The organism is Streptomyces muensis, from assembly GCF_021474425.1.
In the GTDB taxonomy this organism is placed as follows: domain Bacteria; phylum Actinomycetota; class Actinomycetes; order Streptomycetales; family Streptomycetaceae; genus Streptomyces; species Streptomyces muensis.
Map to the genome: position 1 here is coordinate 1 of NZ_JAKEIP010000207.1, position 14,923 is coordinate 14,923.

Genomic DNA, 14,923 nt, shown 5'->3' on the forward strand with positions numbered 1-14,923 from the left:
GCCCGGCCCGGACCCGGCCCTCGGCCCCGGCAACCCCCCTCCGCCCCCGCCCGGGCCCCTCGGCACGCCCGGTGAGGACGACGAGGAGCGGCAGCCCGACGGCGCCCGTCTGTTCGCGCCCGGCCCGGGCGGCGACGGCACCGACGTCCGGATGACCCCGGTCCGCGTCCCCGCCGCACCCGCCCTGCCCGAACCGCTCGCCCTGCAACGAGGGTTACGGCCGCTGCAGCGCTACCGCGCACCCGTCCGCCCCGTCCCGCGCACCCTCGACGAGCACGCCACCGCCGAGCGCGCCGCCGAGTCCGGCCTCGTCCTGCCCGTCCTGCGCACCGACCGACGCCGCGAGGCCCGGCTGCTGCTCCTGATGGACGTCTCCACCTCCACGGTCGTATGGCAGCAGGCCCTCGACGAACTGCGCCAGGTCTGCGCCCGCGCCGGCGCCTTCCGCGAGGTGCAGGTGCGCTATCTGCACGAGGCGCCCGGCGGACTGCCCGGCTGCGCGGCCACTCCCGAGCCCGGAGCCGCCCTGCACGCGCCGGAGCAGCTCAGCGACCCCACCGGGCGCCGGGTCACCCTGCTGCTCAGCGACTGCGCCGGGCCCATGTGGCGCAGCGGACAGGTGCAGCGGCTGCTGCACCGCTGGGCCAGCACCGCGCCCGTCGCCGTCGTACAGCCGCTGCCGCAGCGGATGTGGCTGCGCACCCATCTGCCCGCCCGGCGCGGGGTGTTGCACCGGCGCGAAGGCCCCGCCGGGTCGCTGCTGTTCCGGCCCGACAAGGAGCCGGTGGTCTTCGGCGCGCTGCCCGTTCCCGTGCTCGCGCTGCGGCGGGAGTCGGTGGAGGGCTGGGCGCGGCTGGTGTCCGGTGCGACGGGACAGTCGCTGTCGGCCGCGGCCGGCTGGGTGCGGGCCGACCATCCGGCGTCCGCGGCGCCGGTGCGCGCCGCGCAGGAACGCAGCGGTGCGGACCGCGTCCGCGCCTTCTGGCGTCCGGCGTCGTCCGAGGCGCGCCGCCTCGCGGTGTACCTGTCCGCGGTGCCGCTGTACCTGCCGGTGATGCAGCTCGTCCAGCACGCCATGCTGGCCGGCAGCGGACCGGACGTGCTGTCCGAGGTGCTGCTGAGCGGGCTGCTCCGGCGGCGGGAGGACGCGGACGACCCCCGGGCCGTCCGGTACGACTTCCTGCCGGGGGTGGCGACCGAACTGCGCTCCCGGCTCTCGGTCGACGAGGTGGAGCTGCTGTTCAAGCACTGCTCCGAGTACGTGGAGCGGAAGTTCGGGCGCAGCGCGCGGAACTTCCCGGCGCTCGCGGGAGCGTTCCTGCGCGGCGCGGTGCCGCCGGACGCGGCTCCGGAACGGCTCATCGAGTCGGGCGAGCGGGAACCGGCCGGGCTGCGGGCGTTCGCCGAGGTGTCGGCCGAGGTGCTCAGGGATCTGGGGGCGCGGCTGCCCGCGGTGGCGGGCGCCACGGTGGCCGGGCAGAGCGCGACGGAACTGCTCGACCTGGGCCGGCAGGCCCTTGCGCGGTTCAACGGCGAGGGGCTCACCCGGGAACTCGACGCGGCGGTGGAGTACACCCGGCGGGCGGTCGCCGTCGCGGGCGGCGCCGGCGGCGAGCGGGTCACCGCACGCGAGGAGCTGGCCCAGGCGCTGCTCGCCCGGTGGCGGGTGCGCCGCGTGGGCGAGGACCTGCGGGAGGCGTGGGAGGCGCTCGACGGACAGTCCGTCACGCCGCGCGGACGGCTCGTCCTCGGATTGGTGTACTGGGCCCAGGCGCAGGAGGTGCGGGGCAGCGGGGTCGAGTTCGACGGGATCCCGGCGAGCCTGCGGGACTGGGCCCGGGGCGAGCCGGGGCCGGCGGCGGAGCGGGCCCGCGACGTCCTGCTGTATCTGGCCGACCTCGACCTCGGCGCGGTCCTGGCCGACGAGGACGCCGGGGCGGCGGCGCGGGGACCCCGGAGCGCCGCGGCGGAGGCCCTGACGAGTGTGCGGCGGGCCGTTGCCGAAGCGGGGCCGAGAGCCCGGGGCGAGGCCGAGGCCGTCGGCGGCACCCAGCACCGGGATTTGTTCCAGACCGCGGTGGAGACAGGTCGGAGAGTGCCCGGGGAGGCCGAGGCTGTCGTCGGTGTCCAGGACTGGCGTGTGCTGCACCTGCACCGGGCCGTCGACGCGGCGAGCGCGTGGTTCCAGCTGTCCGGCTCGGTGCGCGCTCTCGTCGCCCGGGGTCGGCTGTGGCTCGACCTGGCCCGGGAGCACCAGGGATACGACGGACACGACGTGGTCGCCGCCGACGCCGCCGCGAGTGCCGCCGAGGACCTCATGGAGGCCGTCCGCGACGAGACCGCCCTGCCGGCCGCCGACCGCTGCCGGATCTGGCTGGACGTGGCCGCCGCTGTCGAGATCCCGCCGACCGAGCGCGAGGAGAGCCTGCTGCTGTACGCCGTGCAGCAGGCCGAGCGAGCCGCGGGCGACGACCCGGAGCTCGGGTTCGAGTGCCTGGTGCGGGCCGGGCGGATATACCGTGACCGCCACGACCAGACCGGAGGACTGACCGAGCTGAACCGTGCCGTCGAGGCATGGGAGCAGGCCGTGCGACTGCTCGGTGAGGACGACCGGCGGCGGCCGCGGACGCTGGCCGACCTCGGCCGGGCACTGTATGTCCGGTTCGGCCTGCGGGCAGAGCCCGACGACATCGCCAGAAGCGTCGACCATCTGCGCCAGGCGGTCGACGAGTGCCCACCGGACGACCCCCAGCTTCCGTGGCTGCGCCGCAGCCTGGGACGCTCCTACTACCGGCGTTACCTCCTGGCCGGCGTGCTGACCGACCTGTACGAGGCGGACTGGCTGTTCGCGGAGGCCGCCCGCGGTTCCGAGAACCCGTGGCTGCTCGCCCAGTGCCGGATCAGCCGCGGCAACGTGGCCCGGCTGCTGTACGAGCGCACGGCGGCCGTCGCCGACCTGCACAAGGCGGTCGATTTCTTCAGCCAGGCCGTCGAGATCGCCGAGGAGGCGGGCGAGGCGGAGCTGGCGGCCGCGGCCCTCACCGAACGGGGCCGGGCGCGCAAAGCGATGGGCAGGGCCTACGAGGCCCGCACCGACTACGACCGCGCCCTCGGCCTGACGGACGACCGCGACCGCGTGCGTCTCCTGCGCGTGCTCATCTCCCGACTGTCCCCCGAAACGGCCGCCGAGTGACCTTCCCCGCCGAGGACGCCCACATACCCCTCCCGGAGATCGCGCCCCCCGACCAGACCGACCACCCGGTACTGGCGGCGATCCTCACCGAGCTGCGCGACCGGGAGAGGGACCCCGTCGTCGTCGCCCACTATGAAGACGCGCCATGACGATCCACCCGCACCCGCCCTGGCCGTACGCCCTGCTCGACACCACGGCCCACCGGCCCGTCCCCTTCCGGCAGTTCGTGCTGAAGGTGCACGGCCGGTGCAACCTCGACTGCACCTACTGCTACCTCTACCAGGGCCCCGACCACGGCTGGCGCGAGCGCCCGGCCCGTACCTCCGAGCGCACCATGCGCCGCACCGCGGACCGGATCGCCGAGCACGTCCGCACCCACGGCCTGGACGCCGTCCGTATCGAACTCCACGGCGGCGAACCCCTCCTCACCGGCCCCGACCCCGTCCTCGCCTACGCCGCCGCGGTACGCGAGGCCGTCGACTGCGAGGTCACCGCCACCGTCCAGACCAACGGCACCCGTCTGACGGCGGCCGCCCTCGACCGCCTCGCCGCCGCCGGCGTCCGGGTCGGCCTCAGCCTCGACGGCGGAAGGGCCGCGCACAACGCCCGCCGGGTCGACCACGCCGGACGCCCCGCCTGGCCCGCCGCGCGCGCGGCGGCCCAGCGGCTCGCGGCACATCCGCGGTCGTACGCCGGAATCCTCTGCACGATCGACCTGGCCGCCGACCCCCTGGACGTCTACCGCTCGCTGCTCGCCCTGCGCCCGCCCGGCGTCGACTTCCTCCTCCCGCACGCCAACTGGGACCGGCCGCCCCCGGGCATCCGACGCCAGCCCCCGGGCAGGCACCGTCCCGCCCCCACGCCGTACGGCGACTGGCTCGCCGCCGTCTTCGACGCCTGGTGGGACGAGGGGCGGCTCAGCACCCGCATCCGGCTGTTCCAGGAGATCGCCGGGCTGCTGCTCGGCGCCCCCAGCCGCGCCGAGGCAGTGGGACTGTCGCCGATGGCGGCCGTCGTGGTGGAGACGGACGGCGCCATCGAGCAGGTGGACTCACTCAGGTCGGCGTACGAGGGAGCCTCCGAGACCGGGCTCGACGTCTTCCGGCACCCCTTCGACCGGGCCCTGCGCCATCCCGGCGTCGCCGCACGGCAGCTGGGGGAGCGGGCGCTGGCCGAGGAGTGTCTGGGCTGTCCCGTGGGGAAGGTGTGCGGGGGCGGGAACTACGTGCACCGGTACGCTCCCGGGACCGGGTTCCGGCACCCCAGCGTCTACTGCGCCGACCTGGAGCGGCTCGTCCGGCACATCGCGCACCGGCTTGAGCGGACGTCACGCGCAGCCCGGTGACTGGAACCATGCTCAACTCATTACCTCTGGAACCAATTTGACGCACAATTGGATGACCTGTGCACACACGTGACCAGGTTCAGTCGAGGGGAAACGGCGAGATGGCGGCGGAACTCGGACACGTCACGGTGGTCTTCGCCGGGCAGAGCGAGTCCTGGGCCAAGTGGATCGACCACCAGATCCGGGCCGCGGGACGGGGCACCACGCTGATCAGGTGGAACCCGCTGCGCCGACCGCCCACCGCCGAGGCCTTCACCAGCCTGCTCAGCGCGCCGGGCCGCGTCCTGCTCGTCATCGACGACTGGCACGAACGACTGGGCAACGAGCGGTTCGAGGCCTGGGCCGAGGCACTGCGCCAGGTCCTGCCGGCGTACCAGGACCGGATCGCCGCCGTCAGCATCACCGCCCGGCCCATGCCCGAGGCCGTCATCGCCCTCGCCCCCGTCGAACTGCGCGGACTGCGCCCCGAAGTGGCGCGCGGCCGGGTCCTGGAGTGCGCCGGCATACCCGCCCCGGGCGTCCTGATCGACCTGCGCCGCGGCCCCCGCTTCCCCGACGACCCGCCGGACGTCTGGCAGGTCCCGCGCCGCAACCTCCGCTTCGTCGGCCGCACCGAACTGCTGGAGAAGGTCTACGGCGCCCTCTCCGCCGCCGGACCCACGGGCGCCGCCGTGGCACTCCTCGGCCCCGGCGGCATCGGCAAGACCCAGCTGGCCCTGGAGTACGTCCACCGGTTCGCCGGCGAGTACGACATCGTCTGGTGGATCAACGCCGCTCAACGCGTCACCGCCCGCCAGCAGTTCGCCGACCTCGCCGCCGCCCTCGACCTGCGCGACTCCGGCGACCTCGCCACCACCATCACCGCCGTCCGCCGGGAACTCGACCGCACCGCCCGGCCCTGGCTGCTCGTCCTGGACGGCGCCGGCGACCCGGAGCGGCTGATCGACCTGGTGCCCGAAGGCCGCGGCCACATCCTCGTCACCACCCACAGCAGCGAGTGGGGCGCCCACGCCGAGAACATCGCCGTACCCGTCTTCGAACGCCGCGAGAGCGTCGCCTTCGCCGGACGCCGCACCGACCGCCTCAGCGACAGCCAGGCCGAGCGGCTCGCCGAGGCCGTGGAGGACATGCCGCTGCTGCTCGACCAGACCTCCGCGTGGCTGGACATCAACCCCACCGTGCCGGTCGACGACTACATCCGGGACATCCGCGACGGCCGCCCGCACCGCTTCGGCGTCATGGCCTCCGGCCAGTACCCGGAGAGCTTCGAGGTCGCCTGGGCGAAACTCGTCAACACCCTGCGCGACGGCTCGGAATCCGCCTGGCAACTGCTCAACCTGCTGGTCTGCTTCTCCCACGACGTGGTGCCGGTACGGCTGCTGCAGACCGCCCGGCACGGCGACCTGCCCGCCGAACTGGACGAGCTGATCGCCGAGCCCAGCAGCTGGAACACCGCGCTGCGCCGGCTCTCCGAGATCACCTCCATGCGGATCGAGTACGAGGCCGGGCCGCGCATGGACACCCAGACCGTCGGCACCCTGCGCATGCACCGCCTCTTCCACCGCTTCGTACGGTCCATCCAGTCGCCCGCCGACGCCAAGCGCTACTCGGCCGCCGCCCGCAGGGTCCTCGTCTCCGCCGACCCCCGCGACTCCTCCTCGGCCGGCAACTGGGCCCGCTACGCCGCCCTCATCCCGCACCTGGAACCCTCCGGGGCGCTGGAGTCGGCCGACGACGACGCCCGCGAACTGGTCCTCAACTGCATCGAGTACCTGCGGATGCGCGGCGAGTACCACGACGGCTGGTGGCTCAGCCGGCAGGCCGTGGAGCACTGGCGGGGCACCTCCGGCGACACCGACCGCTCGGTCCTCATCGCCGTCCACCAGCTCGCCAACATGCTGCGCCGGCTGGGCAAGTACGCGGAGGCGGAGAGCGTCGGCCGCGACATCCTCGGCCGGCTCGAACGCGCCGACGACGTCCGGCCGATCGAGGTGATCCGCGCCAAGGACGGCCTCGGCGGCACCCTCATGGCGCTCGGCCGCTACCCCGAGGCCCGCGCCCTGTTCGACGAGGCCGCCGCGAGCGCCGCCGCCGAACTCGGCGGCGAACAGGTGCCGCGCACCCTCGCCATCCGCAGCAACCTTGCCGTCGCCCTCGGCCTCCAGGGCCACTACACCGAGTCCCTCGCCCTGCACCGCAGGATCTACGAGGCCCGCCTGGACCTGCTCGGCGAACGCGACGCCCTCACCCTCAACTCCTCGCTGCGCACCGCCTGGATGCTGCGCCTGCTCGGCAGCTACCGCGAGGCGCTGACCATCCAGGGCCACAACTCCCGGGTCCACAGCCAGGTCCTGGACCGCACCCACAGCCAGACCCTGCTCGCCGAGCACAACCTCGCGCTGTGCGCCCGCCGCGTCGGAGACCTCCAGTTCGCGCACGCCATGCTGCGCGGCGTCCGCGAGAAACTGATCCGCCGCCGTGGCCCGCTGCACCCCGAGACGCTGATGGCGTCCTGCGACTACGCGATGCTGCTGCGCGACCTCGACCTCACCGAGGACGCCAGGGGCCTGGCCGAGGCCACCGCCACCCAGTACGCCGCCCAGCTCGGCGAACGCCACCCGTACGCGATCGGCGCCCGGGACAACGTCGCCACCGTCATGCGGGACATGGGCGAGTACCGCGCCGCGCTGGCCCTGTCCCGCCAGACCGCGGCCCAGATGCGCCGCGCGGTGGGCCGGGACCACCCGTGGGCCATCGGCTGCGCCAAGAACGAGGTCGCCGCGCTGGCCGGCGTAGGAGACATCGACGCGGCGGCGGCCCTGGGCCGCGAGACCGCCACCCGCTCCGCCCGCGTCCTGGGCGACGCCCACGTCCTCACCATCAGCCTACGAGCCGGACTCGCCCTAGACCTGGCCGAACTGGGCGAACGCGAGGAGTCCGAGGCCCTCCACCAGGACACGGTGACCCGCCTGACCTCCCGCCTGGGCGCCGACCACCCCCAAACCCGCCACATCCTCGAACGCCAACGCCCGTACTGGGACTTCGAGCCCCAACCGATCTGACCGGGGGCCCTGATCAGCCAACGGCACCCGGATTCCCCTAGGGGCGCGGGGAACTGCGCGACAAGCCACAACGGACCCGCAGCCGCGTACGGTCTCCACCACCCCTCTGGGCAGGCGAAAGGGCCCGACACCGAGCAACAACTCGGCACCGGGCCCTGAGATTCGGCTAACCGCCGGAGGCCTACGCCTCGAACACCTCACGCACCAACTGCTCCTGCTCAGCCTGGTGCCGCTTCGCGGAACCGACCGCCGGAGACGACCCGTGCGGACGCGAGATCCGCCGCAGCCGCTCGCCGTGCGGAACCTCGGCGCCGACCGCCAGGTCCAGGTGGTCGATCAGGTTGAGCGCGATGAACGGCCAGGCACCCTGGTTCGCCGGCTCCTCCTGCGCCCACAGGTACTTCTCGGCGTTCGGGTACTTGGCGATCTCGGCCTGGAGCTCGGCACCCGGCAGCGGGTACAGGCGCTCGATGCGGATGATCGCCGTGTCCGTGACGCCGCGCTTCTTCCGCTCGGCCTCAAGGTCGTAGTAGACCTTGCCGGCGCAGAAGACGACCTTCTTGACCGCGGCCGGGTCGACCGAGGCGTCGCCGATGACCGGCTGGAACTGCCCGGTCGTGAACTCCTCCGCCTTCGACGCGGCGGCCTTCAGACGCAGCATCGACTTCGGCGTGAAGACGACCAGCGGCTTGTGGTGCGGGTTGTGCACCTGCCACCGCAGGAGGTGGAAGTAGTTCGCCGGCGAGGTCGGCATCGCGACCGTCATGTTGTTCTGCGCGCACAGCTGCAGGAACCGCTCCGGGCGGGCCGAGGAGTGGTCCGGGCCCTGGCCCTCGTAGCCGTGCGGCAGCAGCAGGACGACGCCGGACGTCTGGGCCCACTTCTGCTCGGCCGAGGAGATGAACTCGTCCACGACCGTCTGGGCGCCGTTGACGAAGTCGCCGAACTGCGCCTCCCACATCACGAGCGCGTCCGGGCGGGCCAGCGAGTAGCCGTACTCGAAGCCCATCGCCGCGTACTCGGACAGGAGGGAGTTGTACACGTTCAGCCGCGACTGGTCCTCGGAGAGGTACTGCAGCGGCGTGTACTCCTCGCCCGTCCGGTTGTCGATGATCACCGCGTGGCGCTGGCCGAAGGTGCCGCGCTGCGAGTCCTGGCCGGCCAGGCGGACCGGGACGTTCTCCAGCAGCAGGGAGCCGACCGCGAGGGTCTCGCCCATGCCCCAGTCGATGGTGCCGTCCTCGACCATCGACGCCCGGCGCTGCAGCTGGGGCAGCAGCCGCGGGTGGACGGTGACGTGGTCGGGGATGTTGACCTGGGACTCGGCGATCCGCTTGACGACCTCCGAGGTCACCGCGGTGTTCACGGCGACCGGGAACTCGGCCTGCGGGTCCGAGGGCTCCGCGGCGGCCGGCTGCGAGGTGGCCTCGCGGACCTCCGTGAAGACCTTCTCCAGCTGGCCCTGGTAGTCCTGCAGCGCCTGCTCGGCCTCTTCCAGGGTGATGTCGCCACGACCGATGAGGGACTCGGTGTACAGCTTGCGCACCGAGCGCTTCTTGTCGATCAGGTCGTACATCAGCGGCTGGGTGAAGGCCGGGTTGTCCGACTCGTTGTGACCGCGGCGGCGGTAGCAGATGAGGTCGATCACGACGTCCTTGTTGAACGCCTGGCGGAACTCGAAGGCCAGACGGGCAACGCGGACGACCGCCTCGGGGTCGTCGCCGTTCACGTGGAAGATCGGCGCCTCGATCATGCGGGCCACGTCGGTGGCGTACATCGAGGAGCGCGACGACTCGGGAGCCGCCGTGAAGCCGACCTGGTTGTTGATGACGATGTGGACCGTGCCGCCGGTGCGGTAGCCGCGCAGCTGCGACATGTTCAGGGTCTCGGCCACCACGCCCTGGCCCGCGAAGGCCGCGTCGCCGTGGATCGCCACCGGCAGGACGGTGAAGTCCGTGCCGCCCTTGTTGATGATGTCCTGCTTGGCGCGGGCGACGCCCTCCAGGACCGGGTCGACCGCCTCCAGGTGCGAGGGGTTCGCGACCAGGGAGACCTTGATCTGCTCGCCGTCGAGACCGGTGAAGGTGCCCTCGGCGCCCAGGTGGTACTTCACGTCACCGGAGCCGTGCATCGACTTCGGGTCGAGGTTGCCCTCGAACTCGCGGAAGATCTGGGCGTACGACTTGCCGACGATGTTGGCGAGGACGTTCAGCCGGCCGCGGTGGGCCATGCCGATGACGACCTCGTCCAGACGGGACTCCGCCGCACTGTCGATGACCGCGTCCAGCAGCGGGATGACGGACTCGCCGCCCTCCAGGGAGAAGCGCTTCTGGCCGACGTACTTCGTCTGCAGGAAGGTCTCGAAGGCCTCCGCCGCGTTCAGCCGGCGCAGGATGCGCAGCTGCTCCTCGCGCTCGGGCTTGGTGTGCGCGCGCTCGATGCGGTCCTGGATCCACCGGCGCTGCTTGGGGTCCTGGATGTGCATGAACTCGACGCCGGTGGTGCGGCAGTACGAGTCGCGCAGCACGCCGAGGATGTCGCGCAGCTTCATCAGGGACTTGCCGGCGAAGCCGCCGACGGCGAACTCGCGCTCCAGGTCCCACAGGGTGAGGCCGTGCTCGGTGATGTCCAGGTCGGGGTGCTTGCGCTGCTGGTACTCCAGCGGGTCGGTGTCGGCCATGACGTGGCCGCGGACCCGGTAGGAGTGGATCAGTTCGAAGACGCGGGCGGCCTTGGTGACGTCGTCGTCGTGGGAGGCGTCGATGTCCTTGAGCCAGCGGACCGGCTCGTAGGGGATGCGCAGCGCCTCGAAGATCTCGTCGTAGAAGTTGTTCTCGCCGAGGAGGAGGTTCGCGACGATCCGCAGGAACTCGCCGGAGGCGGCGCCCTGGATGACCCGGTGGTCGTAGGTCGACGTGAGCGTCATGACCTTGGAGATGCCGAGCTTGTTCAGGGTGTCCTGGGAGGTGCCCTGGAACTCCGCCGGGTAGTCCATGGAGCCGACGCCCATGATGACCGACTGGCCGGGCATCAGACGCGGCACGGAGTGGACGGTGCCGAGGCCGCCGGGGTTGGTCAGGGAGACCGTCACGCCGGTGAAGTCGTCCATGCCCAGCTTGCCGTCACGGGCGCGGCGGACGATGTCCTCGTAGGCCTGCCAGTACTCGAAGAAGTTGAGCGTCTCGGCCTTCTTGATGCCCGCGACGACCAACTGGCGGTCGCCGTTGGGCTTGACCAGGTCGATGGCGAGGCCGAAGTTGATGTGCTCCGGCTTGACCAGGGTCGGCTTGCCGTCCTTCTCCGCGAAGGAGTAGTTCATCGACGGCATGGCCTTGATGGCCTGCACCATCGCGTAGCCGATCAGGTGCGTGAAGGAGATCTTCCCGCCCCGGGCACGCTTGAGGTGGTTGTTGATGACGATGCGGTTGTCGAAGAGCAGCTTCACCGGGACCGCGCGCACGGACGTGGCCGTGGGCACCTCCAGCGAGGCGTTCATGTTCTTCGCGACCGCGGCGGCGGGGCCGCGCAGCGTCACCAGCTCGGGGCCCTCGGCGGGCGCGGCGGCGGGCTCGGCCTTCTTCGGCTGAGCGGGCTTCGCGGCCGGCGCGGGCGCGGCGGGCTTCGCGGCGGCCGGGGCCGGAGCGGCGGGAGCCGCGGGCGCGGCGGCGGCGGGCTTCGGGGCCGCCGGGGCTGGCGCGGGGACCGACGGGGCGGCCGGAGCAGCCGGTGCGGCCGGAGCCGTGGTGGTGCCCGCGGCCCCCGCGGCCGCGGTACCCGCCGGAGCCGAGGCGGCGGCCGCCCCGGGCTTGTAGTCGGCGAAGAAGTCCCACCAGGCGCGGTCTACCGAATTGGGGTCCTGGAGGTACTGCTGATAGATCTCGTCGACGAGCCACTCGTTCGGACCGAACGCGGCAGCGGGGTTCTTGCCCGCTTGGTCTGCGTCGGTCGAGATGCTCGATGCGTTACTGGGGGACTGTGGCGACACGGCGGCAACCGCCCTCTTCCGCTTCACAAGGTGATGGACAGCGGGAATCAAGGCTACGCCCCCATGGCCGGGAAGGTCAGGCTGAGCAAGGTCATCGTCGCGTAAGTCACATCGGAAAGCGTGTTTCGTGCCTGGAAATGGCGGGAAACAAGCGTGGTTCCGCTTCGGATGACCTCAGATGGGAAGGCGCGATCACGACCTGACACGCCGAAGGCGCAGGTCTGTACCTGATCACACGTGTCCGTCAGCCAGGACAGACGTGGATCTTGACGCTCCGCTTCGAACTTTACGTCAACTTGGTACGGATGGCTGCCCTGGAAGCGTGACAAGAATCCGGCAACCCCGATCGGATTCGGCCACCCCGATCCGGCCGCCGTGCAGGTCGACGGCCCAGCGCGCGATGGCGAGCCCCAGTCCGGTGCCGCCGTCGCTGCCCGGCCCGTGCGGCCGGCTCACGGCGCCCCGGTTGAACCGCTCGAAGACCCGGTGCCAGTCCGACCTCGGAATGCCCGGACCCTCGTCCAGGACCTCCAGCACCAGCGACTCGGCATGGGCCCCGCGCCGCGCCTTGACCGTCACGCGGCCGTGCGGCGGGCTGTGCTTGATCGCGTTGTCGATGAGGTTGGCGACGACCTGGTGGATGCGCTCGGGGTCGGCGTGCGCGGTCAGCTCCGGCGGGGAGACGTCGAGATGCAGATGGACGTCGGTGCGGGTGTGGCTGCCGGAGCCCGAGGCCATGCCGCCGCGCGCCGAGGAGACCATGTTGGCCTCCTTCAGCACCCCGGACAGGTACGGCCACACCTCGAAGCGGCGCAGCCGCAGCGGTACGACGCCGTTGTCCAGCCGGGACAGGTCCAGGAGCGTCTCCACGAGCCGGCCGAGGCGCTCGGTCTGCTTCAGGGCCGTGCGCATGGTCTCGGGGTCGGCCTCGGCGATGCCGTCGACGACGTTCTCCAGGACGGCCCGCAGGCCCGCGATCGGGGTGCGCAGCTCGTGCGAGACGTTCGCCACCAGCTCCTTGCGCTGCTGGTCCTGGGCCTCCAGCTCGTCGGCCATCAGGTTGATCGTCCCGGCGAGGTCGCCCAGCTCGTCCCGGCGGTTGTCGCGCACCCGGCGGGTGTAGTCGCCGTGCGAGATGGACCGGGCCACCGCGTTCATCTCGTCCAGCGGCGCGGTGAGCGAATGCGCCACGAACTGCGTAATGAGCAGTGTGGCGATCATCGAGAAGACCGTGATGAAGCGCAGCTCCGTCTGGGTGCGCACGGCGATCATCGACAGGCCGGTGGTGATCAGCACCGCGATGATGACCAGCGCGCCCAGCTTGGTCTTGATCGAGAACGGACTTACGCCGCCCCAGGGCTCCCCGGGGCCTCTCCGCGCCGGCCCGTCGCTCATGGCGTCGGGGTCTCCAGGGCGTAGCCCACGCCGTGCACGGTGCGGATCCGCTCGGCGCCGATCTTCCGGCGCAGCGCCTTGATGTGGCTGTCGACCGTGCGGGTGCCGGAGGCGTCCGCCCAGTCCCACACCTCGGCGAGGAGCTGCTCACGGGAGAGCACCGCGCGCGGGGTGTTCGCCAGGCACACCAGCAGGTCGAACTCGGTCGGCGTGAGGTGGACGTCCTCACTGCGCACCCGCACCCGCCGCTGCGCGTGGTCGATCTCCAGCTCGCCGAGGCGCAGGATGCCCGACCGGGGGGTCGTGGCGGCCAGCGCGGCCCGCTCGACGCGGCGCAGCAGCACATGCACGCGTGCCGCCAGCTCCCGCATGGAGAACGGCTTGGTCATGTAGTCGTCGGCGCCCACGCCGAGCCCGACCAGCATGTCGGTCTCGTCGTCGCGCGCGGTCAGCATCAGTACCGGCACCGGCCGCGCCGCCTGCACCCGGCGGCAGACCTCCAGGCCGTCGAAGCCCGGCAGCATGATGTCGAGGATCAGCAGGTCGGGCTGCCAGGCCTCAGCCGTGTCGACCGCCGCCGGACCGTCGCCCGCGGTCTGCACGAGGAAGCCCTCGGCGCGCAGACGGGCCGCGATGGCGTCCACGATGGTCGGATCGTCCTCGACCACGAGGACCCTGCGCTGAGCGCCAGGGGTCGCCGCCGTGCCGTTGTGGGAGGTGTGTGTCTGCTCCATCGCCCGCCCCAAAGTTGCTTTCCGGAATCCGTGGGGTGATCCCGCTTACTGGCTATGCCTGCGCATGCTTGCGATTGACGCTTGAATGATCCGCGTCAGGTGAGCAGAGTACGGGGAGTCACCGTGCCACGGCTATCCAGGCCGTACGGCGAGGTGCACGACGTCGGGAACGCCCCGGGCAACGGGGATCTCTTCGGTACGCACCTGTTGGAATCCGGCATTACACAAGGTTTCTTCGAATTCCGGAGACGGCTGGGCGGACCATACGGCAAGTACCCCGCCGGGCCTCAACACCCCTGCGCAGCCCGCCAGTCCGGCCGGTGAGTACAGGCTGTCGTTGCCCTCGGTGACAGTCCAGTCGGGACCGTTGTCGATGTCGAGACACAGGGCGTCATACGTGGCGGAAGTCTCATGTACGTAGGCCACGAGATCCGTTTCCAGAATCTCGGTGCGCGGGTCGGCGAGGGCCGATGCGGAGAAGTCGGACAACGGGCCGTCGAGATGCCAGTCGATAATCGCGCGCTCACGCTCCACGACGGCGATCCGTCCCGGGCGCGGATCGGCCGCGGCGTGTGCGAGCGAGAAGCCGACGCCCAGCCCGCCGATCAGCACTTCCGGGGCGGGCCGCCCGTCCAGCGCGCCGAGCGCCGCGTCGACCAGCAGCCGCTCCGAACGTCCGTCCGAGGTGTCCATCAGGAAGCAGCCGTTGGCGATGATCTGGAGCAGGTCGCCGTGCCGCCGCAGCACGATCTCGCCGTGCGGGCCCTCGCGACGGTCCAGGACTTCGGGGATGTCGTACGAAGTGGGCATCCCGCCATCCTGGCAGGTCCGGGCGGGTGGCCGGGGCGGTCGAGGGGATTGCCTTCGAATGCGTGAACTGTTGAGACGCGAGAACTTGTTGAGAGGTTGCTGAGAATCCGCTGCCGTGTGGTGCAGATCACAGACACGGATGATCAATGGTCCGAGGCTGGGGGAAACGGAAGGAGCGCCTCACCTTGGAACGGACTGCGGTCGGAGGCGTGCCGGGCTCGGCTGCGGAGCCCGAGGTCGCCGAATCAGACGTCCCGGAGCCCGAGGTCGCGGGGCTGCTGGACGGGATGCCGCGGCAGCGCGGGCCGGCGCGTGCCGTTCCGGCGCCCGCGCCGACCCCGCGGCCCGCGACACCGGCCCCCGCCGGGGCGACCGCGCTCCGCGTCCGCCCCTTCCGCC

Annotated in this window: 8 protein-coding genes and 1 pseudogene; 5 read left to right on the forward strand and 4 right to left on the reverse strand. The window is 71.9% G+C overall.

What is annotated here, in order from left to right; all coding sequences use genetic code 11:
• The 4 genes from L0P92_RS33070 to fxsT form a co-directional block, all read left to right on the forward strand.
• Nucleotides 1-3,193 (forward strand): SAV_2336 N-terminal domain-related protein (locus L0P92_RS33070; protein ID WP_234766746.1); only part of this gene is annotated, 3,193 nt, incomplete at its 5' end.
• Entirely contained in the window at nt 3,190-3,342 is a 153-nt protein-coding gene (locus L0P92_RS33075; protein ID WP_234766747.1) for a hypothetical protein, read from the forward strand. The genes L0P92_RS33070 and L0P92_RS33075, both read left to right, overlap by 4 nt.
• Complete coding sequence (locus L0P92_RS33080; RefSeq protein WP_234766749.1) at nt 3,339-4,538, forward strand: FxsB family cyclophane-forming radical SAM/SPASM peptide maturase; 1,200 nt, start codon at nt 3,339-3,341, stop codon at nt 4,536-4,538. Before L0P92_RS33075 ends, L0P92_RS33080 begins: the two co-directional genes overlap by 4 nt.
• Before the next feature lie 101 nt (nt 4,539-4,639).
• Nucleotides 4,640-7,600, forward strand: coding sequence for an FxSxx-COOH system tetratricopeptide repeat protein (gene fxsT / locus L0P92_RS33085; protein WP_234766750.1), 2,961 nt, complete (start codon nt 4,640-4,642; stop codon nt 7,598-7,600).
• Between the two features lie 181 nt (nt 7,601-7,781).
• On the opposite strand, the gene L0P92_RS33090 is transcribed toward fxsT, so the two are convergent.
• The 4 genes from L0P92_RS33090 to L0P92_RS33105 form a co-directional block, all read right to left on the reverse strand.
• The gene (locus L0P92_RS33090) at nt 7,782-11,585 is read right to left on the reverse strand and encodes a multifunctional oxoglutarate decarboxylase/oxoglutarate dehydrogenase thiamine pyrophosphate-binding subunit/dihydrolipoyllysine-residue succinyltransferase subunit (RefSeq protein WP_234766751.1); all 3,804 of its coding nucleotides are present in this window, start codon (nt 11,583-11,585) and stop codon (nt 7,782-7,784) included.
• 291 nt (nt 11,586-11,876) lie between these two features.
• The gene (locus tag L0P92_RS33095) at nt 11,877-12,980 is read right to left on the reverse strand and encodes a sensor histidine kinase (protein ID WP_234766752.1); all 1,104 of its coding nucleotides are present in this window, start codon (nt 12,978-12,980) and stop codon (nt 11,877-11,879) included.
• Nucleotides 12,977-13,714, reverse strand: coding sequence for a response regulator transcription factor (locus L0P92_RS33100; protein WP_234766753.1), 738 nt, complete (start codon nt 13,712-13,714; stop codon nt 12,977-12,979). The genes L0P92_RS33095 and L0P92_RS33100 overlap by 4 nt, the downstream gene beginning before the upstream one ends.
• A gap of 132 nt (nt 13,715-13,846) precedes the next feature.
• Complete coding sequence (locus L0P92_RS33105) at nt 13,847-14,524, reverse strand: spermidine synthase family protein (RefSeq protein ID WP_234766754.1); 678 nt, start codon at nt 14,522-14,524, stop codon at nt 13,847-13,849.
• Between the two features lie 185 nt (nt 14,525-14,709).
• On the opposite strand from L0P92_RS33105, the pseudogene L0P92_RS33110 reads away from it, so the two are divergent.
• A pseudogene (locus L0P92_RS33110) lies at nt 14,710-14,923 on the forward strand (2-oxoglutarate dehydrogenase, E2 component, dihydrolipoamide succinyltransferase); the annotation flags it as partial.